This is a genomic window from Aeromonas sp. R2-2 (genome assembly GCF_040908355.1).
Lineage (GTDB): Bacteria > Pseudomonadota > Gammaproteobacteria > Enterobacterales > Aeromonadaceae > Aeromonas > Aeromonas veronii.
In genome coordinates this window covers 1-20,145 of sequence record NZ_JBFODQ010000007.1, presented here as the reverse complement: position 1 = coordinate 20,145, position 20,145 = coordinate 1, and the positions used below count along the sequence as shown (strand labels likewise).

17 protein-coding genes are annotated in these 20,145 nt (G+C 57.6%); 7 read left to right on the top strand and 10 right to left on the bottom strand.

The genetic code is table 11. The annotated features are described in order from the left end of the window. Positions 1-14 precede the first annotated feature (14 nt). The 8 genes from ihfA to AB5Z09_RS01360 form a co-directional block, all read right to left on the bottom strand. The gene (gene ihfA / locus AB5Z09_RS01395; RefSeq protein WP_005300715.1) at positions 15-311 is read right to left on the bottom strand and encodes an integration host factor subunit alpha; all 297 of its coding nucleotides are present in this window, start codon (positions 309-311) and stop codon (positions 15-17) included. Positions 312-314: 3 nt separating this feature from the next. Continuing rightward, positions 315-2,702, bottom strand: coding sequence for a phenylalanine--tRNA ligase subunit beta (gene pheT / locus AB5Z09_RS01390; protein ID WP_236767547.1), 2,388 nt, complete (start codon positions 2,700-2,702; stop codon positions 315-317). Between the two features lie 12 nt (positions 2,703-2,714). Beyond that, a complete protein-coding gene (gene pheS / locus AB5Z09_RS01385; RefSeq protein ID WP_005336686.1) occupies positions 2,715-3,698 on the bottom strand; it encodes a phenylalanine--tRNA ligase subunit alpha in 984 nt (327 codons plus the stop codon). A 379-nt stretch (positions 3,699-4,077) separates the two neighbouring features. Further along, positions 4,078-4,434, bottom strand: a complete 357-nt coding sequence (gene rplT / locus AB5Z09_RS01380; RefSeq protein ID WP_005336687.1) for a 50S ribosomal protein L20 — start codon at positions 4,432-4,434, stop codon at positions 4,078-4,080. Between the two features lie 15 nt (positions 4,435-4,449). Then, complete coding sequence (rpmI, locus tag AB5Z09_RS01375; protein ID WP_005336688.1) at positions 4,450-4,647, bottom strand: 50S ribosomal protein L35; 198 nt, start codon at positions 4,645-4,647, stop codon at positions 4,450-4,452. An 86-nt stretch (positions 4,648-4,733) separates the two neighbouring features. Continuing rightward, positions 4,734-5,264, bottom strand: a complete 531-nt coding sequence (gene infC / locus AB5Z09_RS01370; RefSeq protein WP_196783562.1) for a translation initiation factor IF-3 — start codon at positions 5,262-5,264, stop codon at positions 4,734-4,736. Between the two features lie 21 nt (positions 5,265-5,285). Continuing rightward, positions 5,286-7,214, bottom strand: a complete 1,929-nt coding sequence (thrS, locus tag AB5Z09_RS01365) for a threonine--tRNA ligase (RefSeq protein WP_005336690.1) — start codon at positions 7,212-7,214, stop codon at positions 5,286-5,288. A gap of 232 nt (positions 7,215-7,446) precedes the next feature. Continuing rightward, positions 7,447-8,034 (bottom strand): tetratricopeptide repeat protein, encoded by a 588-nt coding sequence (locus tag AB5Z09_RS01360; RefSeq protein WP_368194470.1) that lies wholly within the window; start codon positions 8,032-8,034, stop codon positions 7,447-7,449. A gap of 173 nt (positions 8,035-8,207) precedes the next feature. Here AB5Z09_RS01360 and AB5Z09_RS01355 point away from each other — a divergent pair, with 173 nt between their 5' ends. After that, positions 8,208-9,263 carry a PA0069 family radical SAM protein gene (locus AB5Z09_RS01355; RefSeq protein WP_323892158.1) on the top strand — a complete coding sequence of 352 codons (1,056 nt, stop codon included), beginning with the start codon at positions 8,208-8,210 and terminating at the stop codon, positions 9,261-9,263. Positions 9,264-9,421: 158 nt separating this feature from the next. Here the strand turns inward: AB5Z09_RS01355 and AB5Z09_RS01350 are convergent, their stop codons facing one another. Next, positions 9,422-9,577: a hypothetical protein gene (locus tag AB5Z09_RS01350; protein WP_005336695.1), complete on the bottom strand. Its 156-nt coding sequence runs from the start codon at positions 9,575-9,577 to the stop codon at positions 9,422-9,424. Positions 9,578-9,839: 262 nt separating this feature from the next. On the opposite strand from AB5Z09_RS01350, the gene AB5Z09_RS01345 reads away from it, so the two are divergent. Then, positions 9,840-11,237, top strand: a complete 1,398-nt coding sequence (locus AB5Z09_RS01345; RefSeq protein WP_368194469.1) for an alpha-amylase family protein — start codon at positions 9,840-9,842, stop codon at positions 11,235-11,237. A gap of 118 nt (positions 11,238-11,355) precedes the next feature. Here AB5Z09_RS01345 and gyrA read toward each other — a convergent pair whose 3' ends face one another. Further along, a complete protein-coding gene (gyrA, locus tag AB5Z09_RS01340) occupies positions 11,356-14,103 on the bottom strand; it encodes a DNA topoisomerase (ATP-hydrolyzing) subunit A (protein WP_368194468.1) in 2,748 nt (915 codons plus the stop codon). Between the two features lie 198 nt (positions 14,104-14,301). Between gyrA and ubiG the strand changes: the two genes are divergently transcribed. The 5 genes from ubiG to yfaE all read left to right on the top strand — a co-directional run bounded on the left by ubiG (position 14,302) and on the right by yfaE (position 20,138). Then, positions 14,302-15,018 carry a bifunctional 2-polyprenyl-6-hydroxyphenol methylase/3-demethylubiquinol 3-O-methyltransferase UbiG gene (gene ubiG, locus AB5Z09_RS01335; RefSeq protein WP_368194467.1) on the top strand — a complete coding sequence of 239 codons (717 nt, stop codon included), beginning with the start codon at positions 14,302-14,304 and terminating at the stop codon, positions 15,016-15,018. Beyond that, a complete protein-coding gene (locus AB5Z09_RS01330) occupies positions 15,018-15,713 on the top strand; it encodes an HAD family hydrolase (RefSeq protein ID WP_245096664.1) in 696 nt (231 codons plus the stop codon). The genes ubiG and AB5Z09_RS01330 overlap by 1 nt, the downstream gene beginning before the upstream one ends. A gap of 623 nt (positions 15,714-16,336) precedes the next feature. After that, on the top strand, positions 16,337-18,604 hold the full coding sequence (gene nrdA / locus AB5Z09_RS01325) for a class 1a ribonucleoside-diphosphate reductase subunit alpha (RefSeq protein WP_005352124.1): 2,268 nt from the start codon (positions 16,337-16,339) through the stop codon (positions 18,602-18,604). Between the two features lie 80 nt (positions 18,605-18,684). Then, the gene (nrdB, locus tag AB5Z09_RS01320; protein ID WP_005336708.1) at positions 18,685-19,818 is read left to right on the top strand and encodes a class Ia ribonucleoside-diphosphate reductase subunit beta; all 1,134 of its coding nucleotides are present in this window, start codon (positions 18,685-18,687) and stop codon (positions 19,816-19,818) included. Continuing rightward, complete coding sequence (yfaE, locus tag AB5Z09_RS01315) at positions 19,815-20,138, top strand: class I ribonucleotide reductase maintenance protein YfaE (RefSeq protein ID WP_368194466.1); 324 nt, start codon at positions 19,815-19,817, stop codon at positions 20,136-20,138. Before nrdB ends, yfaE begins: the two co-directional genes overlap by 4 nt. The last annotated feature ends 7 nt before the right edge of the window (positions 20,139-20,145 follow it).

Below are 20,145 nucleotides of genomic sequence, written 5' to 3'. Positions count from 1 at the left end.
TGCCTGGCTTTTTATCACTCGTTGGGTTCAACATTTTCTACCCTGGCCTTGAGCTTCTGGCCAGGCCGGAAGGTCACCACGCGGCGGGCGCTGATCGGAATATCCTCGCCCGTCTTGGGGTTGCGTCCGGGACGCTGATTCTTCTCACGAAGGTCAAAGTTACCGAAGCCTGAAATCTTGACTTGTTCACCACGCTCAAGCGCCTGTCGGATTTCCTCAAAGAAGGCTTCCACCATATCTTTGGCTTCACGCTTGCTCATCCCGAGCTGGGTGAACAGGTGCTCTGCAATGTCGGCTTTGGTAAGCGCCATAGATCAATCCCTCAAGGATGCATTCAACTCTTCACCAAGGGCCCGCACGACATTGTCTACGGTCTCGGCAATCTCTTTCTCCTCCAGGGTGCGCTGGGTGTCTTGCAATACAAGACTGATGGCCAGGCTCTTCTTGTCCTCTGCCATACCAGCACCCTGGTATACGTCAAACAAGTTTATTCCAACTACCTGATTTCCGCCAACTTTTTTAATTACCGCAAGCACATCACCTGCCAGAACCTGACGATCGACCACCACGGCGATGTCGCGACGGTTCGCCGGGAACTTGGAAACTTCGGCAGCCACAGGCACCTTGGCCGGGGTCAGCTTGTCCAGCTCCAGCTCAAACATCACCGCGCGGCTCTTGAGGCCCAGCTTCTTCTCGAGGCTCGGGTGGATCACGCCGATGTGGCCGATGATCTCGCCATTACGCAGAATGGCTGCGCTCTGGCCCGGATGCAGGGCGCTGTGCTCGGTGCGCTCGAAGGTAAAGGTGGCCCCTTCGGCGGTCAAGTCCAGCACTGCTTCCAGATCCCCTTTCAAATCAAAGAAGTCGGCTGCACGGGTTTTGATGTCCCAGTGCTCGTCGCTCTGGTTGCCAGTGATGATACCGGCCAGCATCGGCTCCTGACGGATACCGTTCTCGGCGCTTTCATCCTTGATGAAACGCAGACCCTGCTCGAACAGACGCACACGCGGCTGCTGACGGTTCTGGTTGTAAACGACGGCCTGCACCAGACCCGGGAACAGAGAGACACGCATGGCGGACATCTCGACCGAGATCGGGTTCGGCAGTACGATGGCATCGCTCTGCGGGAACAGGGTTTGCTGGGTTTTGGGATCGACGAAGCTGTAGGTGATCGCTTCCTGGAAGCCGCGGTCAACCAGCAGGTCGCGCACGCGCTTCAGGGTCACCTGCCCTTCTGCCTGCTCCACCATCGCCAGAGAGGCGGCGGGTTTGAGGTTCGGGATATTGTTGTAGCCGTAGATGCGGGCCACTTCCTCGATGAGGTCTTCCTCGATGGCGATATCGAAACGCCAGGAGGGGGCCAGCGCAGTCCAACCGTCAGCATCCACAGTGACTTGCATGCCAAGGCGGGTCAGGATCTCGACCACCTGAGCATCCGCCACGCTGATACCGATCACCTTGTCTAGCTTGCTGCGACGCAGCTTGATGGGGGCTGCTTTCGGCAGATGGGCATCGGATTTGACCTCGATGACCGGACCGGCTTCGCCGCCGCAGATATCCAGCAGCAGACGGGTGGCTCTGTCCATCACCTTGGCTTGTAACTCCGGATCCACCCCACGCTCGAAGCGGTGGGAAGAGTCAGTGTGCAAACCGTAAGCGCGAGCACGGCCGGTGATGGAGAGCGGCGCGAAGAAGGCGCACTCCAACAGGATGTCGGTAGTGGTCTCGGATACACCGGTGCGATTGCCACCGAAGATACCGGCCATGCAGGCAGGACCTTTGGCATCGGCAATCACCAACGTGGTCTCTTTGAGCTTCACTTCGTTGCCGTCGAGCAGGGTCATCGGCTCATCGGCGTGGGCACGACGCACCACCAGTTCCCCTTCCAGGGTAGCCAGATCGAAGGCGTGCATCGGCTGACCGTATTCCAGCAGCAGGTAGTTGGTGATGTCGACGATGGCGTCGATGGAACGAATGCCGCCCCGACGCAGCTTCTCTTGCATCCAGAGCGGGCTCTGGGCCTGCAGGTTCAGCCCCTTGATGACGCGCCCCAGATACCGGGGGCAATCGGCGGTTGCTTCAACCCGGATCGGGAAAGTTGCATCAATGGTGGCAACAGCTGGTGCCCAGGTCGGCTCGACCACGTCCACGCTGTTGAGCACGCCAATCTCGCGGGCCAGACCGGCGATACCGAGGCAATCGGCACGGTTCGGAGTCAGATCCACGTCGATGGAGACGTCGTTCAGATTGAGGTAGTCGCGAATATCGGTACCGATGGGGGCATTGGCCGGCAGCTCAATGATGCCATCAGCTTCAACGTCGATACCCAGCTCGCTGAAAGAGCAGAGCATACCGTGGGACGGCTGGCCGCGCAGCTTGGCTTTCTTGATGGTGAAATCACCCGGCAGGGTCGCCCCTACTTTGGCCACACATACTTTCAAGCCCTGACGGCAGTTCGGTGCACCGCAGACGATGTCCAGCAGCTCGGCTTCACCCACGTTGACCTTGGTCACCCGCAGCTTGTCGGCGTCCGGATGCTGGGCGCACTCGACCACTTCACCCACCACCACATTGTTGAACTGGCCGGCAACCGCTTCCACGGCGTCCACTTCCAGACCGGCCATGGTGATCTGCTCGGCCAGTGCGTTGTCACTCAACTCGGTGCGGACCCACTCCATCACCCAGGATTTACTGAATTTCATGTTCTCTCGCCCTTACTTGAACTGCTTGAGGAAGCGCAGGTCGTTTTCGAAGAAGGCACGCAGGTCGTTGACCCCGTAACGCAGCATGGTCAGGCGCTCAACGCCCATGCCGAAGGCAAAGCCGGAGTATTTTTCCGGATCGATACCGACCGAACGCAGCACGTTCGGGTGCACCATGCCGCAGCCCAGCACTTCCAGCCACTTGCCGTTCTTGCCCATCACGTCGACTTCGGCGCTCGGCTCGGTGAACGGGAAGTAGGAAGGACGGAAGCGAATGGTCAGGTCTTCCTCGAAGTAGTTACGCAGGAAGTCGTGCAGAATGCCCTTCAGCTCGGTAAAGCTGGCATGCTCGTCAACCAGTAGACCTTCAACCTGATGGAACATCGGGGTGTGGGTCATGTCGTAGTCGTTACGATAGACGCGGCCCGGTGCAATGATGCGGATCGGCGGCTGCTGATGCTCCATGGTACGGATCTGCACGCCCGAGGTGTGGGTACGCAGCATCAGATCAGGATTGAAGTAGAAGGTATCGTGATCGGTACGCGCCGGGTGATGAGCCGGAATGTTCAGCGCATCGAAGTTGTGGAAGCCATCTTCAATCTCGGGACCACGGGCAACCTTGAAGCCCATCTCGCCAAACAGGCGCTCGATGCGCTCGATGGTGCGGGTTACAGGATGCAGACCGCCATTCTCGATGCGGCGACCCGGCAGGCTGACGTCGATGGTCTCGGCAGCCAGCTTCTGGTTCAGCACGGCGACTTCGAGCGCTTCACGACGCTCGTTCAGCGCATCCTGAACCTGCTGTTTGGCCTGGTTGATCACGGCGCCCGCGGCGGGACGCTCTTCGGCAGACAAGGCACCCAGGCCCTTCATCTGCTCGGTAAAAAAGCCCTTTTTACCCAGATATTTGACCCGGATTTCGTCGAGGGTAGCGATATCGCTCACGCCCTCAATTTCGGCTCTGGCTTGGCCGACTACTTCTTCAAGCTGTTGCATGTCTTCCTCGTCACCACTCCCGGTACAGGAGCCTTTAGGCTAAATAAGGTCAAGAGGGGAATAATACAAAAAAAGCCCCTTCGCTGACCATAGTTAAGGTGGGCTTTTATCCCTACAAATCATTTTGTTATATCAAGCGAGTCTCATCGGTTCACCGTCACTCCTTAAATAGTGGAACAAACATCTAGTTTGTTGGCATATAAGCCATTTGTAAAACAGGTCATCTCGCACATATCACCTTGTGTGGAGAAAACTGTAGCGCGTGTAAAACAGTGGACAGAATATGGATGGGACAAAGGGAAAAGTAATGTAAAACCGCAAATGACAGATACAAAAAAGGAGGCCTGAGCCTCCTTTTAGCGTTTATAACAGAACTGGATTAAACCAGAGCTGCTTTAGCTTTTTCAACCAGGGCGGTGAAAGCCATTTTGTCGTGAACGGCGATATCGGACAGGATCTTGCGATCGATCTCGATAGAAGCCTTCTTCAGACCGTTGATCAGACGGCTGTAGGACAGACCGTTCTGACGGGCTGCAGCGTTGATACGCGCAATCCACAGCTGACGGAACTGACGCTTTTTCTGGCGACGGTCACGGTAGGCATACTGACCAGCTTTGGTTACCGCTTGTACCGCTACGCGGTAAACACGGGAACGGGCGCCGTAGTAACCTTTGGCGGCTTTCATTACTTTCTTGTGACGAGCTCGAGCAGTCACACCACGTTTAACTCTTGGCATTTTTCACATCCCCCCTTATGCGTACGGCAGACAAGCGACAACACGTTTGTGGTCGGCAGCAGAAACCATGAATTTCGGTCCCAGCTGACGCTTACGCTTGCTGCTCTTCTTGGTCAGGATGTGACGCAGGTGGTTGTGCTTGCACTTGAAGCGACCCGAGCCAGTTTTTTTGAAGCGCTTTGCAGCACCCCGGTTGGTTTTCATCTTCGGCATTTCATACTCCGCATTGTGAGTGACAACAAAATCGCAAGGCGAACTAACTCATGGGGCAGGCCCCATGAGTCAATTTCTTGTGGGCCTTAAGATTTCTTCTTAGGTGCGAGGACCATCACAGCTTGACGGCCTTCGACTTTCGGGAACGACTCGACTACGGCCAACTCTTCCAGATCGTTCTTGACGCGCTCCAGAACCTTGATACCAAGATCCTGATGGGCCATTTCACGACCACGGAAGCGCAGGGTGACCTTAGCCTTGTCCCCGTCTTCCAGAAAGCGAACCAGGTTGCGTAGTTTTACCTGATAGTCGCCTTCGTCAGTGCCAGGACGGAATTTAATTTCCTTAACCTGGACGACTTTCTGCTTTTTCTTCTGTTCTTTGGTTGTTTTGCTCTTTTCGTAGAGGAATTTGCCGTAATCCATGATCCGGCAAACGGGCGGCTCAGCATTTGGACTGATCTCTACCAGATCAACTCCGGCCTCTGCGGCCAAGTTCAGAGCATCCTGAATGGATGTGATGCCAATGGCTTCACCATCCAGACCAGTCAGACGAACTTCTTTCAGACGGATCTCTTCATTGATCCGGTGAGCGCGGGCTTGCGGTTGCTTGCCCAGTTTTTTTCCGCCTTTTATAGCTTATTCCTCCACTTTCTTTTGTCCGCGGGTCTGAACTTCCTGGGTCAACAGAGCGATGAACTCTTCAACAGGATAAGTGCCCAGGTCAGCCCCTTTACGAGTCCGTACTGCAATCTTACCGGCTTCAACTTCTTTATCGCCGCAGACCAGCATGAAAGGTACTCGCTTCAAAGTATGCTCGCGGATTTTAAAGCCAATCTTCTCATTTCTCAAGTCCGCTTTTGCGCGAAGGCCCGCATCATTCAATGCTTTGGCTACTTTCACCGCATAATCGGCCTGATTGTCCGTGATATTCATGACCACAGCCTGAGTCGGTGCCAACCAGGTCGGGAACAGACCGGCGTACTCTTCAGTCAGAATACCGATGAAGCGCTCGATAGAACCCAGGATGGCCCGGTGGATCATCACAGGTACATGGCGATCGTTGTTTTCGCCCACATAAGTGGCACCCAGACGACCAGGCAGGGCAAAGTCGAGCTGCACGGTACCACATTGCCACGCACGATCAAGGCAATCGTGCAGGGTAAATTCAATTTTGGGACCGTAGAACGCCCCTTCACCCGGCTGCAGATCGTACTTCAGACCGTTGAGCTCCAGCGCTTCGGCCAAGGCTTTCTCGGCGCGATCCCACATCTCATCGGAGCCGATACGCTGCTCGGGACGAGTGGAGAGCTTGACCACGATGTTCTCGAAGCCAAAGGTACCGTAGACGTCATAGACCATACGAATACAGCCGGAGACCTCTTCCATGATCTGCTCTTCGGTACAGAAGATGTGAGCGTCATCCTGAGTGAAACCGCGCACCCGCATCAGACCGTGCAGGGAACCGGACGGCTCGTTGCGGTGGCAGGAACCAAACTCGGCCATACGCAGCGGCAGATCGCGGTAGGACTTCAGACCCTGGTTGAAGATCTGGACGTGACCCGGGCAGTTCATCGGCTTGATGGCGTACTCGCGGTTTTCGGACTGGGTAGTGAACATGGCCTGGGCGTATTTCTCCCAGTGACCTGAACGCTCCCACAGAACGCGGTCCATCATGAACGGACCTTTCACTTCCTGATAGTCGTACTCTTTGAGCTTGCCGCGGATAAAGGTTTCCAGCTCACGGAAGATGGTCCAGCCATCGTTGTGCCAGAACACCATACCGGGTGCTTCTTCCTGCATGTGATACAGGTCGAGCTGCTTGCCGATCTTGCGGTGGTCGCGCTTGGCGGCCTCTTCCAGGCGCTGCAGATAGGCCTTGAGCTGCTTCTTGTCAGCCCAGGCGGTACCGTAGATACGCTGCAGCATCTTGTTGTTGGAGTCGCCACGCCAGTAGGCGCCGGACATCTTCAGCAACTTGAAGTGGTGGCAGTGACGCATGTTGGGCACGTGCGGGCCGCGACACATGTCGATGTACTCTTCGTGATGATAGAGACCTGGCTGGTCATCACGGGCAATGTTCTGATCCAGGATTTCGACTTTGTAAGACTCGCCGCGCGCCTCGAATACATCGCGCGCTTCTTGCCAGGAGACTTTCTTCTTGATGACGTCGTAATCCTTGGCTACCAGCGCCAGCATGCGCTCTTCCAGGGCAGCCAGATCTTCATCGGTCAGGGTACGGTCAAGATCAACGTCATAGTAGAAGCCGTTGTCGATGACAGGACCGATGGCCATCTTGGTCTGGGGCCAGAGTTGCTTGATAGCATGACCCAGCAAGTGGGCGCAGGAGTGGCGCAGGATGTCCAGACCTTCTTCGTCTTTGGCGGTGATGATGGCCAGCGCAGCATCGGCTTCGATCAGCTCGCACGCATCTACCAGTTCACCGTTTACCCGACCGGCAATGCACGCCTTGGCGAGACCGGGACCGATGTCCGCAGCCACATCCATGACGGAAACAGAGTGGGCAAATTGACGTTGGCTGCCGTCAGGCAGAGTAATGATTGGCATTATGTGTTTCCTTATACAGTGGTGACCCCTACCAAAGGTCACATGCGGGATGGAAAAGAGATTCAAAAAGGTGATGTTCTGGTTCTCCACAGCACTTTGCGAAGACGGCCTGACACGTAAACCACATGTCTAACGTGACAAACCAAGCCAAAACGGTCCCATGCTACCAGAAGTCGGGCGTGCTGTATCGGATTTGCAGATATTTTCTACAGTCAAATGAGTCGCCTGCCGACTATTCACCAAGCAGGGATTGCCAGTTGAAGTCAAAGTCACTGCTCCCCTCCTCGGCCAGCGCCAGCTCTTGCAGCACCTGAAGCGCCAGCTTGTTGCCCTTTTGTGCCGCCTGATAGAGCCACTGTTTCGCCTGAGGCAGATCGACCCTGCCGCTGACCCCCATCAGATGAAGGACGCCGACTTTCAGCATGGCCGGGACATCACCATTGCGGGCTGCCTGATCCATCCAGTGAAAGGCTTGGCGCAGATCTCGCTTGACCCCAACACCGCGCAGATAGAGCTCTGCCAGCCGATATTGGCCGAAGGGATCCCCTGCCAGCGCCGACTGGTGATAGAGGCTGATGGCCTGATGGATATCCTGCTCGCTCCCCTGCCCCACTTCATGGCTCCAGCCCATCAAGGCTTGCGCCCGAGGTTGGCCTTGATCGGCCAGTGGCGACCAGATCCGGGTCGCCTCATCGAAATGACCGGTACGCCAGGCACGGTTGGCAGCAGCCATCTCCTGCTCGGTGGAGAGCGGAAGCAGACGCCAGATAACCAGCGCAATCAGACCGATAAATAGCCAACGGGAAGTGGTGGGACTCATGATGATTTCCGTGATCCAGTTCTCATTTCGTCTATGTAAACGAAATGTAGCGCCGCAATCAAGCAAGAGATCCCTGCAACAACCCTTTTTGCACCCGGTCGCTCAGCAGTAGTTGTCATTTATCCGGGGCACCTGCAAAATAACTGTATGTATAAACAGTGTAGGTGCGCACCATGGCAGGACGAGGCAGCCCCCACAATATCGATCACCGTTTTAGCGGCCCCCTTGTCGAAGCGGTCGATGATGGCTGGCAATCGTCCGATTGGGATGCCGCTTTCACTTCTTCTGTGCCTGGCACCGAGGTGCGGGAGATCGATGCACGCAGCATCATCAGCTACAACAGCTCGCCGGATGTCCCCTTTGGTCGCTCCATCAACCCCTATCAGGGGTGCGAACACGGCTGCATCTACTGCTATGCCAGACCCAGCCACGCCTATCTGGAGCTCTCCCCCGGCCTCGATTTCGAGAGCAAACTGTTTGCCAAACGCAATGCAGCCGACCTGCTGCGCCGGGAGTTTGCCAAACCAGCCTATCAGCCACAGACCATCTTCATTGGCGCCAATACCGACCCCTATCAACCCATCGAGCAGCGCTATCGCCTCACCCGGCAGTTGCTGGAAGTGATGCTGGCCCACCGCCATCCGGTCGGGCTCATTACCAAGAGCGCCATGATCTTGCGCGACCTCGATCTGTTGACCGAGCTGGCCAGAGAGGGACTGTGTCAGGTGATGGTATCGGTGACGACCTTGAACGAAACCCTGCGCCGACAGCTTGAACCCCGCGCCAGCACGGGCACCGGCCGCTTGAAAGTGATCGAGAAGCTGGCCAACGCTGGTGTACAGGTGGGGGTATTGGCCGCCCCCATGATCCCGCGGCTCAATGAGCCGGAGCTGGAGCAGATCATCAAATCGGCTGCCGAGGCAGGCGCCAGCTGCGCCGATTACATCCTGCTGCGGTTACCCCACGAACTGGCGCCGCTATTTGGGGACTGGCTCGATACCCACTACCTGGGCCAGAAGGAAGCTATTTTAAATCAGTTGCGAGCCAGCCGCGGTGGCGGGCTCAACAGTACCGCCTTCGGCACCCGCATGCGCGGTGAGGGGCTCTTTGCCGATCTGCTGGCCCAGCGCTTTCGCCTTATCAGCAAGCGCCTTGATCTGGGCAAACGCCATATTCAGCTCAGGCTGGATGGGTTTATCCGCCCCGGGGAGCAGCTGTCGCTCTTCTAATTCCCCTGCTCACGCCCTTCACACATCAGGCGTGCCAAGAGGTTGAGAGGAAGGCCTGCCGCAACACATCCTGTGGAAACCCCGCTTTTCAGGATTTTCCAACGAAGTAGCCATGTCACGTAAGGATCGCGCTATCCGGTAAAGAGAGGGCTAACGCCTTAGCCTGCGCGCTGATCCCGACCCTGTTGCACCATTTCAACCGGAAGTCGCGAGGGTTCATGAGCCACTTCGTGCTCATCCTCTTCATACTGCGGCACCTCTGACTCGCCCCATACCCGGCTCCACCAAATTTCCCATGTGATCCAACTGGTCATATGCAGCTCCTGACGGTGAAGGTGATGGCAGCAACGCACCACTCGCCTGGCAGGATAGCGGCTGGGAATGACAGGGAAATGACAAAAAAATCACTTGTAAAAAGGCAACTGGCGGTGGCGAGGAAAAGCCGAAACAGTTCACATATTCGGCGAAATCACTCTGAAAGCGGTCACAAATCTGCAGGTTGTGGATTGTAGCTCACTCTGTTCCCGCCAAAGCTGGGTTGCCCATTCAGGCATCTATAAAAACAGGGACACAATAATGAAACACACAGCGGGAATATGGGCGATCGCAGGCATGCTGATCGCCCCCTTGGCGCACGCCGACGTCATACTGCACGCCTTCAACTGGAAGTACAGTGAAGTGACCGCCAAAGCCGACCTTATCAAGTCGGCCGGTTACAAACAGGTACTCATCTCACCACCTCTCAAGTCCTCCGGCAACGAATGGTGGGCCCGTTACCAACCGCAGGATCTGCGCCTTGTCGATTCCCCCCTTGGCAACAAGCAGGATCTCGAGCAGCTGATCGCCGCCATGAAGGCGCGAGGTATCGCCGTCTATGCCGATGTGGTGCTCAACCACATGGCCAACGAAAGCTGGAAACGCAGCGATCTCAACTATCCCGGCAACGAGCTGCTGCAAAGCTACGCCAGCAACCCGGCCTATTTCGAGCGCCAGAAACTGTTTGGCGATCTCGGGCAAAACTTCCTCTCCGGTCAGGATTTTCATCCCGAAGGGTGCATTAGCGACTGGAGCGATCCGGGTCATGTCCAGTATTGGCGACTCTGTGGTGGTGCCGGTGACAAGGGGCTGCCGGATCTGGATCCCAACAACTGGGTGGTCAGCCAGCAACAGGCCTATCTCAAGGCGCTCAAGGGGATGGGGATCAAGGGTTTTCGGGTCGATGCGGTCAAACACATGAGCGATTACCAGATCAATGCTGTGTTCACCCCCGAGATCAAACAGGGGATGCACGTGTTTGGCGAGGTGATCACCACAGGAGGGGCAGGCAGCACCGATTACGAGCGCTTCCTCAAACCCTACCTCGACAGCAGCGGCCAGGGAGCCTATGACTTTCCGCTATTTGCCTCCCTGCGTGGTGCGTTCAGTTACGGTGGCAGCATGAACCTGCTGGCGGATCCGGGCGCCTATGGTCAGGCGCTACCGGGCAATCGCGCCGTCACCTTTGCCGTGACCCACGACATCCCCACCAACGACGGCTTCCGCTATCAGATCTTAAGCCAGACTGACGAGAAGCTGGCCTATGCCTACCTGCTCGGCCGCGATGGTGGCTCGCCACTGGTCTATTCGGATCACGGCGAGACCCAGGCCAAGGATGGACTGCGCTGGCAGGATTACTACCAGCGCGCCGATCTCAAGGGGATGATCCGCTTCCACAATGCGGTGCAGGGCCAGCCCATGCAGCTGGTCGGCAGTGGCGACTGCTTCGTGCTGTTCAAACGGGGCAAACAGGGGCTGGTCGGCATCAACAAGTGCGACTATGAGCAGGAGTACTGGCTCGATACCGCCAGGTTCGAGATGAACTGGTATCGCAACTATCGGGACGTGCTCGACCAAGGGGCCGTAGTCAACGTGCAGAGCCAGTGGGTACGGGTCGCCATTCCTGCCCGCAGCGCCAGAATGTGGCTGCAGGAGTGATCAGGCTAGCCCCCTGCCCGACTTTCAGCTGCCTGTCATAAAAAGCAGATAAATAAAAAGAGCGACCACCAGGGTCGCTCTTTTTGCTCAAAGACGTTGCTCGGTTAACAGGTGACGATTACTCGTCGCCCGCTTCCCCTGCATCGACTGCATCAGTGTCGGTCGCGGTATCGGTACCTTCAGATACCTCACCGTCAACGGCCAGCGCGTCGTTCTCGTCTTCGTCGCTCTCGGCGATGCGCTGCAGGCCAACCACGGTCTCGTCTTCACCGGTACGGATCAGACGTACACCGCCGGTGTTACGGCCAATGACGCTCACCTCGGCAACACGGGTACGCACCAGAGTACCGCCGTTGGTGATCAGCATGATCTGGTCGGTATCTTCGACCTGGATCGCATCGATCACCTTGCCATTACGCTCATCCACCTTGATGGAGATAACGCCCTGGGTACCACGGCTCTTGGTCGGGTATTCGGCCAACGCAGTCCGCTTGCCGTAACCGTTCTCGGTGGCGGTGAGGATGGCACCTTCGCCGCGCGGAACGATGAGGGAAACCACCTTGTCACCGGCACCCAGCTTGATGCCACGGACACCGGCCGCGGTACGACCCATGGGACGCACGCCCTTGAAGGTACCCTTGCTTCCGGTGCCTTCACCGTTGTCGCTGCCATCATCGTCATTGCCAGCATCGTCGTCAGTTTCAACGTCATCGCTGACATCGGCATCGGCGCGACCGCTGCCTTCGGCGAAGCGAACGACTTTGCCCGCGTCGGAGAAGAGCATGATCTCGTTGCTGCCGTCGGTGATATCCACCCCGATCAGCTCATCGCCCTCTTTGAGGTTGATGGCACGGATACCGGAGGAGAGCGGACGGCTGAAGTCAGAGAGGCTGGTCTTCTTCACGGTACCGTTGGCGGTGGCGAAGAACACATACTTCTCGGCGTCATACTCCTTCACCGGCAGGATAGCGGTGATACGCTCACCCTCTTCCAGCGGCAGCAGGTTGATGATCGGACGACCACGGGCGCCACGGGACGCCTCCGGCAGCTGGTAAACCTTGAGCCAGTAGACCTTGCCACGGGTGGAGAAGCACAAAATGGTGTCGTGGGTGTTGGCCACCAGCAGACGCTCCACAAAGTCCTCTTCCTTGATCCGGGTGGCCGACTTGCCACGACCGCCGCGGCGCTGGGCCTCGTAGTCGGAGAGCGGCTGATACTTCACATAGCCCTGGTGAGACAGGGTAACCACCACGTCTTCCGGGGTGATCAGATCTTCGATGTTGATCTCGGCACTGGACATGCTGATCTCGGTGCGACGCTCGTCGCCATACTGCTCACGCACGGCCAGCAGTTCATCGCGGATCACTTCCATCAGACGAGCCGGGCTCGCCAGGATGTGCAGCAACTCGGCAATCAGATCCAGCAGAGACTGGTACTCTTCCAGGATCTTCTCGTGCTCGAGGCCAGTCAGCTTGTGCAGACGCAGGTCAAGGATGGCCTGGGCTTGCTGTTCGGTCAGGAAGTATTGACCTTCACGGATACCGAACTCCGGCTCCAGCCACTCTGGCCGTGCCGCATCGTCGCCCGCTTTTTCCAGCATGGCGGCCACGTTGCCGAGTTCCCAGCCCTTGGCAACCAGGCCCGCTTTCGCGTCGGCCGGGGTCGCGCTGTGGCGGATCAGCTCGATGATGGGATCAATGTTGGCCAGCGCAACCGCCAGACCTTCCAAAATGTGCGCCCGATCCCGCGCCTTGCGCAGTTCGAACACGGTCCGGCGAGTCACCACTTCACGGCGGTGCAGCAGGAACGCATCCAGGATCTCTTTAAGGTTCATCACCTTGGGCTGGTTGTTATCGAGCGCCACCATGTTGATGCCGAACGTGGTCTGCATCTGGGTGTGCTTGTAGAGATTGTTCAGCACAATCTCGCCGGACTCGCCGCGCTTGATCTCGATAACGATGCGCATGCCGTCTTTGTCAGACTCATCGCGCAGGGCACTGATGCCCTCGATCTTCTTCTCTTTGACCAGCTCGGCGATCTTCTCGATCAGTCGAGCCTTGTTCACCTGATAGGGGATCTCGTGAACGATGATGGTCTCGCGACTGGTCTTCTCGTCCACTTCCACTTCAGCCTTGGCCCGCACATAGATGGAGCCACGACCGGTACGGTACGCCTGCACGATGCCGGAACGACCGTTGATAATGCCGCCGGTGGGGAAATCCGGGCCGGTGATGTAGGTCATCAGCTCGTCAATGGTGAGGTCGCCGTTTTCGATCAGCGCCAGGCAGCCATTGACAATCTCGGTGAGGTTGTGAGGCGGAATGTTGGTCGCCATGCCCACCGCGATACCGGAGGAGCCGTTGACCAGCAGGTTGGGAACCTTGGTAGGCATGACCGCCGGGATCATCTCGGTGCCGTCATAGTTCGGCACCCAGTCCACGGTCTCTTTGTCCAGATCGGCCAGCAGCTCGTGGGAGATGCGGGCCATCCGCACTTCGGTATAACGCATCGCCGCGGCGCTGTCGCCGTCGACTGAACCGAAGTTGCCCTGACCATCGACCAGCATGTAACGCATGGAGAAATCCTGCGCCATCCGGACAATGGTGTCATACACAGCGACATCGCCGTGCGGGTGATATTTACCGATTACGTCACCGACCACACGGGCCGATTTTTTATAGGGCTTGTTCCAGTCGTTCCCCAACTCGTTCATAGCAAACAGAACGCGGCGGTGAACCGGTTTCAAGCCATCACGCACATCCGGCAGAGCTCGTCCTACGATCACGCTCATGGCGTAATCAAGATAGGAACTCTTGAGCTCTTCTTCGATGTTGACCGGCGTGATCTCTCTGGCCAGATCGCTCATAGAAAGCCTTATCCCTAATTAGTTGTTCTTTGGCTTAAACAGCGCGACATGGTAACACACTGAGCCAAATACCTTAAGCCACAAATCGGGTATCAGATCGGGCTGGTGTGACAAAGTCCGTCCGTTATAATGCCCGCCAGGACAATAGATTGCGCCCATGACTCAGAAGCGGGCGCCCTGCCACAGGATCTTCGAAAAATGAACAGTGATGCCAATGTCGATCTGACAGAAATCGCCAAGTTTGAAGCCATCGCCTCCCGCTGGTGGGACATGGAAGGTGAATTCAAACCCCTGCATCAAATCAATCCGGTACGCCTTGACTGGATCACCGACAAAAGTGGCGGACTGTTTGGCAAGCGCATTCTCGATATCGGCTGCGGTGGCGGCATCCTCTCCGAGAGCATGGCCCGCCGTGGTGCCAGGGTAACCGGCATCGACATGGGCAAGGAGCCCCTCGGCGTCGCCCGCCTGCACGCTCTGGAGCAGGGTGTTGAGCTCGAGTACCGCCAGATCACTGCCGAAGCCCATGCCGCCGAAGTGCCGGGCCAGTATGACGTGGTCACCTGCATGGAGATGCTGGAGCATGTGCCGGACCCCGCCTCCGTGCTGCGCGCCATCGCTACCCTGGTGCGCCCGGGGGGCCGGGTGTTCGTCTCCACCATCAACCGCAACCCCAAATCCTATCTGATGATGATCATCGGGGCCGAATACCTGATGAAGATGGTGCCCAAGGGTACCCACGATCACAAAAAATTCATCACCCCGGCCGAACTGTGTCGCATGGGTGAAGCAGCTGGCCTGCTGGTGCGGGATATGAGCGGCGTCCACTACGCCCCGCTCACCAACCAGTTCAAGCTCGGCAAAAATGTCGACGTCAACTATATGGTGGAGTTTGACCGCCCGGAGCACGGCTGATGAGCGCCTCTCGCCCTCTTCCCCTGCGCGGTGTGCTGTTCGATCTGGATGGCACCCTGCTCGACACAGCCCCGGATCTGGGTGCCGCCGTCAACCACGTGCTGATCAGCGAAGGCTTTGCGCCGCTCTCTGACGACATCATTCGTCAGACCACCTCCCACGGGGCGCTCGGGCTGCTGAAAGCGGGCCTCGGCGACGAACTGCTTGAGGAGCTGGGGGCCACCCGCCTGCGCAATGCCCTGCTCGACTACTACGCGGCCAATCTCTGCGTCGGTACCCGTCCCTATGAGGGAATGGTGGATCTTATCGAGTGGCTCGACGAGAAACAGCTCCCATGGGGCATCGTCACCAACAAGCCGGGCTTTCTCACCGAGCCGCTGCTGGCAGCCCTGCCACAGCTTGCCAGCTGCGGCGTCACTGTCAGTGCCGATACCCTGCCGGTACGAAAGCCCGACCCCGCCCCCATGTTCTTTGCTTGTGAGAAGCTGGGGGTCGAAGCAGCTCACTGCCTCTATGTGGGGGATCATGTGCGGGATATCGAAGCGGGCCGCAATGCTGGCATGCGCACCGCGGTCGCTGGCTGGGGCTATCTCAATGATGAGGAAGATCCCGCCCAGTGGGGCGCCGATCTGCAGTTTGATACCGTGCAGGCCCTGCACCACTGGCTGCGCTATGAGCTGAAGGCCAAAGCGTAACGCGCAGCCTTACCGGCTGATATACGAAAACGGGGCGAAGAGACTCTCCGCCCCTTGCATCTCTTCCTTTACGCTCCTGCGTCCTGCGCCACCATCACTCGTCTATTCATGGATAATAAAGGCAGCTTTCTGCCTGTTGGATACCCATTTGACAAGCTCGCAGCCGTCACAAAGCGGCCACAAACCACCCTCATCTGATGCAAAGCCCTTGCCACGCCGAGCCCGCGGCTGCGACAACTGGACAGCTTTTGACCCTTGTTGCATAAGGGATAATCAGCCGCCGTTTGCTAGTAAAAAGCCCCCCGTTTCGCAAGCAAAAAAAGTTATTTAAATTTTCCATCTTCGATCGGGAGACTTGCATTTAGCGGAGCGGACGAATGAAAACCCGCTCACTGTGAGCGGTCACTAACTGATGGGGCAAGACTCACAATTTATCCACAGCTCATCACTTATCCACACATTGCAATGGCGGGCTGACCTCACTATCTTGTAGCTCGAACTTAAAATAACACTACATCTTGTGATTCATCGCACAATCTCTACCCAACTCCCGCATATCGCCGGGGCCTGGGTGGCACCATTGTGCGATGGTTTTTCGGGAATCAACTGAAGGTCATCAGCCAATGAACTTGTTTGTGACGAAGCGTAACGGACACAAAGAACCCATCGATCTGGATAAAATTCACCGCGTGCTGGACTGGGCCGCCGAGGGTCTGGACAACGTGTCGGTCTCTCAGGTGGAACTCAAGTCCCACATCCAGTTCTATGACGGTATCCGTACCGCAGACATTCACGAAACCATCATCAAGGCGACGGCTGACCTCATCTCCGAGCAGACCCCGGACTACCAGTACATGGCCGCCCGTCTGGCCATCTTCCACCTGCGCAAGAAGGCCTACGGCCAGTTCGAACCGCCCCACCTCTACCAGCACGTGGCTCGTCTGGTGGACATGGGCAAGTACGACAAACACCTGCTGGAAGACTACACCCAGGCTGAATTCGAAGAGCTGAACACCCATCTGGATCACTGGCGCGACATGGATTTCTCCTACGCGGCGGTCAAGCAGCTGGAAGGCAAGTATCTGGTCCAGAACCGCGTCACCGGCGAGATCTACGAGAGCCCGCAGTTCCTCTACATCCTGGTAGCGGCCTGCCTCTTCTCCAAGTACCCGAAAGATACCCGTCTGGACTACATCAAGCGCTTCTATGATGCGGTCTCGACCTTCAAGATCTCCCTGCCGACCCCAATCATGAGCGGCGTGCGCACCCCGACCCGTCAGTTCAGCTCCTGCGTACTGATCGAGTGCGACGACAGCCTGGACTCCATCAACGCCACCGCCAGCTCCATCGTGCGTTACGTTTCCCAGCGCGCCGGTATCGGCATCAACGCCGGTCGCATCCGCGGTCTGGGCAGCCCCATCCGTGGCGGCGAAGCGTTCCACACCGGTTGCATCCCCTTCTACAAATACTTCCAGACCGCCGTGAAGTGCTGCTCCCAGGGCGGCGTGCGCGGCGGTGCGGCTACCCTGTTCTACCCGCTGTGGCACACCGAAGTGGAAAGCCTGCTGGTGCTGAAGAACAACCGCGGCGTGGAAGAGAACCGTGTTCGTCACATGGACTACGGCGTGCAGATCAACAAGCTGATGTACCAGCGCCTCATCAAGGGCGGTGACATCACTCTGTTCTCCCCGTCTGATGCGCCGGGTCTGTACGATGCCTTCTTCGCCGATCAGGACAAGTTCGAAGAGCTCTACGTCAAGTACGAGCAGGATCCGGCCATTCGCAAGAAGACCCTGAAAGCGGTAGACCTCTTCTCCCTGATGATGCAGGAGCGTGCCGGTACCGGTCGCATCTACATCCAGAACGTGGATCACTGCAACACCCACAGCCCGTTCGACCCGAGCGTGGCGCCGGTGCGCCAGTCCAACCTCTGCCTCGAAATTGCGCTGCCGACCAAGCCGCTCAACAACATCGACGACGAGAGTGGCGAAATCGCCCTGTGCACCCTCTCCGCCTTCAACCTCGGTGCCATCGAGAAGCTGGAAGATCTGGAAGAGATGGCCGATCTGGCCGTGCGTGCCCTCGATGCCCTGCTCGACTATCAGGACTACCCGATTGCCGCCGCCAAGAAGGGCAGCATGGGTCGTCGCACCCTGGGGATCGGCGTCATCAACTACGCCTACTACCTGGCCAAAAACGGTGCCCGCTACTCTGACGGCTCTGGTCTGGCGCTGACTCACCGCACCTTCGAGGCCATCCAGTACTACCTGCTGAAAGCCTCCGTGCAGCTGGCCCGCGAGTTCGGCCCCTGCCCGCTGTTTGGCGAGACCACTTATGCCCAGGGCATCCTGCCCATCGACACCTACAAGAAGGATCTGGATGCGCTGTGCAACGAGCCGCTGCATCTGGATTGGGAAAGTCTGCGTGAAGAGATCAAGTCCGTGGGCTTGCGCAACTCCACCCTGACCGCCCTGATGCCGAGCGAGACCTCCAGCCAGATCTCCAACGCCACCAACGGCATCGAGCCGCCGCGCGGCCTGGTGTCGGTCAAGGCCTCCAAAGACGGCATTCTCAAACAGGTGGTGCCCGAGTATGATCGCCTGAAAGATCAATACGAATTGCTCTGGAAGCAACCGAGCGTTGACGGCTACCTGCAGCTGGTCGGTATCATGCAGAAGTTTGTGGATCAGGCGATCTCCGCCAACACCAACTACGACCCAGCCCGTTTCGAAGGCAACAAGGTCCCGATGAAACAACTGCTCAAGGACTTGCTGACCGCCTACAAATACGGCCTCAAGACCCTGTACTATCACAACACCCGTGATGGTGCAGACGATGCCCAGACCGATCTGCAAGATGACGGTTGCGCTGGCGGGGCTTGCAAAATCTAAGTCACGGCAAGAACTGATAACCGGGCGGGAGCGACAAGCTCCCGCTCTCCTGTTTTCTCTATTCACATATTCTGGTAACCATGGCCTATTCAACTTTCTGCCAAACCCAAAACGACCAGCTCAAAGAGCCGATGTTTTTTGGCCAATCGGTCAACGTAGCCCGTTATGATCAACAAAAGCACGAAGTGTTCGAGCGGCTGATCGAGAAGCAGCTCTCCTTCTTCTGGCGCCCGGAAGAGGTGGATGTCTCCCGTGATCGCATCGACTATCAGGCCCTGCCGCCCCACGAGCAGCACATCTTCATCTCCAACCTGAAGTACCAGACCCTGCTGGACTCCATTCAGGGCCGCAGCCCCAACGTGGCCCTGCTGCCGCTGGTCTCCATTCCGGAGCTGGAAACCTGGATTGAGACCTGGGCCTTCTCCGAGACCATCCACTCTCGCTCCTACACCCATATCATCCGCAATATCGTCAACACCCCCGCCCAGGTGTTCGACGACATCGTGACCAACGAGCAGATCTTGAAGCGCGCCGGCTCCATCAGCCACTTCTACGACGACCTGATCGAAGCGACCGCCCTCTACAACCTGCATGGTGAAGGGACCCACACCGTCGCTGGCCGCGAAGTGACCATCACCTTGCGCGAGCTCAAGAAGAAGCTCTATCTGTGCCTGATGAGCGTCAACGCGCTGGAAGCAATTCGCTTCTACGTCAGCTTCGCCTGCTCCTTTGCCTTCGCCGAGCGTGAACTGATGGAAGGCAACGCCAAGATCATCAAGATGATCGCCCGCGACGAAGCGCTGCACCTCACCGGCACCCAACACATGCTGAACCTGATGCGCACCGGCCAGGATGACCCGGAGATGGCCGAGATCGCCGCCGAATGCGAACAGGCCTGCTTCGAGATCTTCAAGGAAGCGGCCATTCAGGAGAAAGAGTGGGCCGAATACCTGTTCCAGGACGGCTCCATGATCGGCCTGAACAAGGACATCCTCTGCCAATACGTGGAGTACATCACCAACTTGCGCATGAGCGCAGTCGGCCTGCAGCCAGCCTTTGCCGGCACCAAGCAGAACCCGATCCCCTGGATCAACACCTGGCTGTCATCCGACAACGTGCAGGTCGCACCGCAAGAGGTAGAGGTCAGCTCCTATCTGGTAGGTCAGATCGACAGCGAAGTCAATGCCGACGACCTGGGTGATTTCGAGCTGTGAGTGACGCCACCAACACGCTGACCCCTGCCCCGCACGCGCCTGCCGAACAGCAAGCGGTCGTGGCACCACGGGTACATACCCGGGATGGTGCCGTGCTGCACGCCCATCCCGGCGAAAGCGTGTTGGAGACCCTGGAGCGCCATGGTCATCATGTGGAGTTCCAGTGTCGCAGCGGCTATTGCGGCGCTTGCCGCACTCCGCTGATGGCTGGCAAGGTGCACTATCCTACGGTGCCGCTGGCATTTGTCGCCCAAGGGGAGTGTCTCCCCTGCTGCTGCAAACCGGTCGGCCCTATCCGGCTGGATATCCAGAAAAGCTGACGCAACC

Bases quoted from the DNA above. Each gene is read 5' to 3' on its own strand.
- AB5Z09_RS01355 (WP_323892158.1), top strand. From the start codon at position 8,208: ATGGCAGGACGAGGCAGCCCCCACAATATCGATCACCGTTTTAGCGGC.
- rpmI (WP_005336688.1), bottom strand. From the start codon at position 4,647: ATGCCGAAGATGAAAACCAACCGGGGTGCTGCAAAGCGCTTCAAAAAA.
- gyrA (WP_368194468.1), bottom strand. From the start codon at position 14,103: ATGAGCGATCTGGCCAGAGAGATCACGCCGGTCAACATCGAAGAAGAG.
- AB5Z09_RS01330 (WP_245096664.1), top strand. From the start codon at position 15,018: ATGAGCGCCTCTCGCCCTCTTCCCCTGCGCGGTGTGCTGTTCGATCTG.
- AB5Z09_RS01350 (WP_005336695.1), bottom strand. From the start codon at position 9,577: ATGACCAGTTGGATCACATGGGAAATTTGGTGGAGCCGGGTATGGGGC.
- rplT (WP_005336687.1), bottom strand. From the start codon at position 4,434: ATGCCAAGAGTTAAACGTGGTGTGACTGCTCGAGCTCGTCACAAGAAA.
- pheS (WP_005336686.1), bottom strand. From the start codon at position 3,698: ATGCAACAGCTTGAAGAAGTAGTCGGCCAAGCCAGAGCCGAAATTGAG.
- nrdA (WP_005352124.1), top strand. From the start codon at position 16,337: ATGAACTTGTTTGTGACGAAGCGTAACGGACACAAAGAACCCATCGAT.
- pheT (WP_236767547.1), bottom strand. From the start codon at position 2,702: ATGAAATTCAGTAAATCCTGGGTGATGGAGTGGGTCCGCACCGAGTTG.
- AB5Z09_RS01345 (WP_368194469.1), top strand. From the start codon at position 9,840: ATGAAACACACAGCGGGAATATGGGCGATCGCAGGCATGCTGATCGCC.
- thrS (WP_005336690.1), bottom strand. From the start codon at position 7,214: ATGCCAATCATTACTCTGCCTGACGGCAGCCAACGTCAATTTGCCCAC.
- nrdB (WP_005336708.1), top strand. From the start codon at position 18,685: ATGGCCTATTCAACTTTCTGCCAAACCCAAAACGACCAGCTCAAAGAG.
- ihfA (WP_005300715.1), bottom strand. From the start codon at position 311: ATGGCGCTTACCAAAGCCGACATTGCAGAGCACCTGTTCACCCAGCTC.
- AB5Z09_RS01360 (WP_368194470.1), bottom strand. From the start codon at position 8,034: ATGAGTCCCACCACTTCCCGTTGGCTATTTATCGGTCTGATTGCGCTG.
- ubiG (WP_368194467.1), top strand. From the start codon at position 14,302: ATGAACAGTGATGCCAATGTCGATCTGACAGAAATCGCCAAGTTTGAA.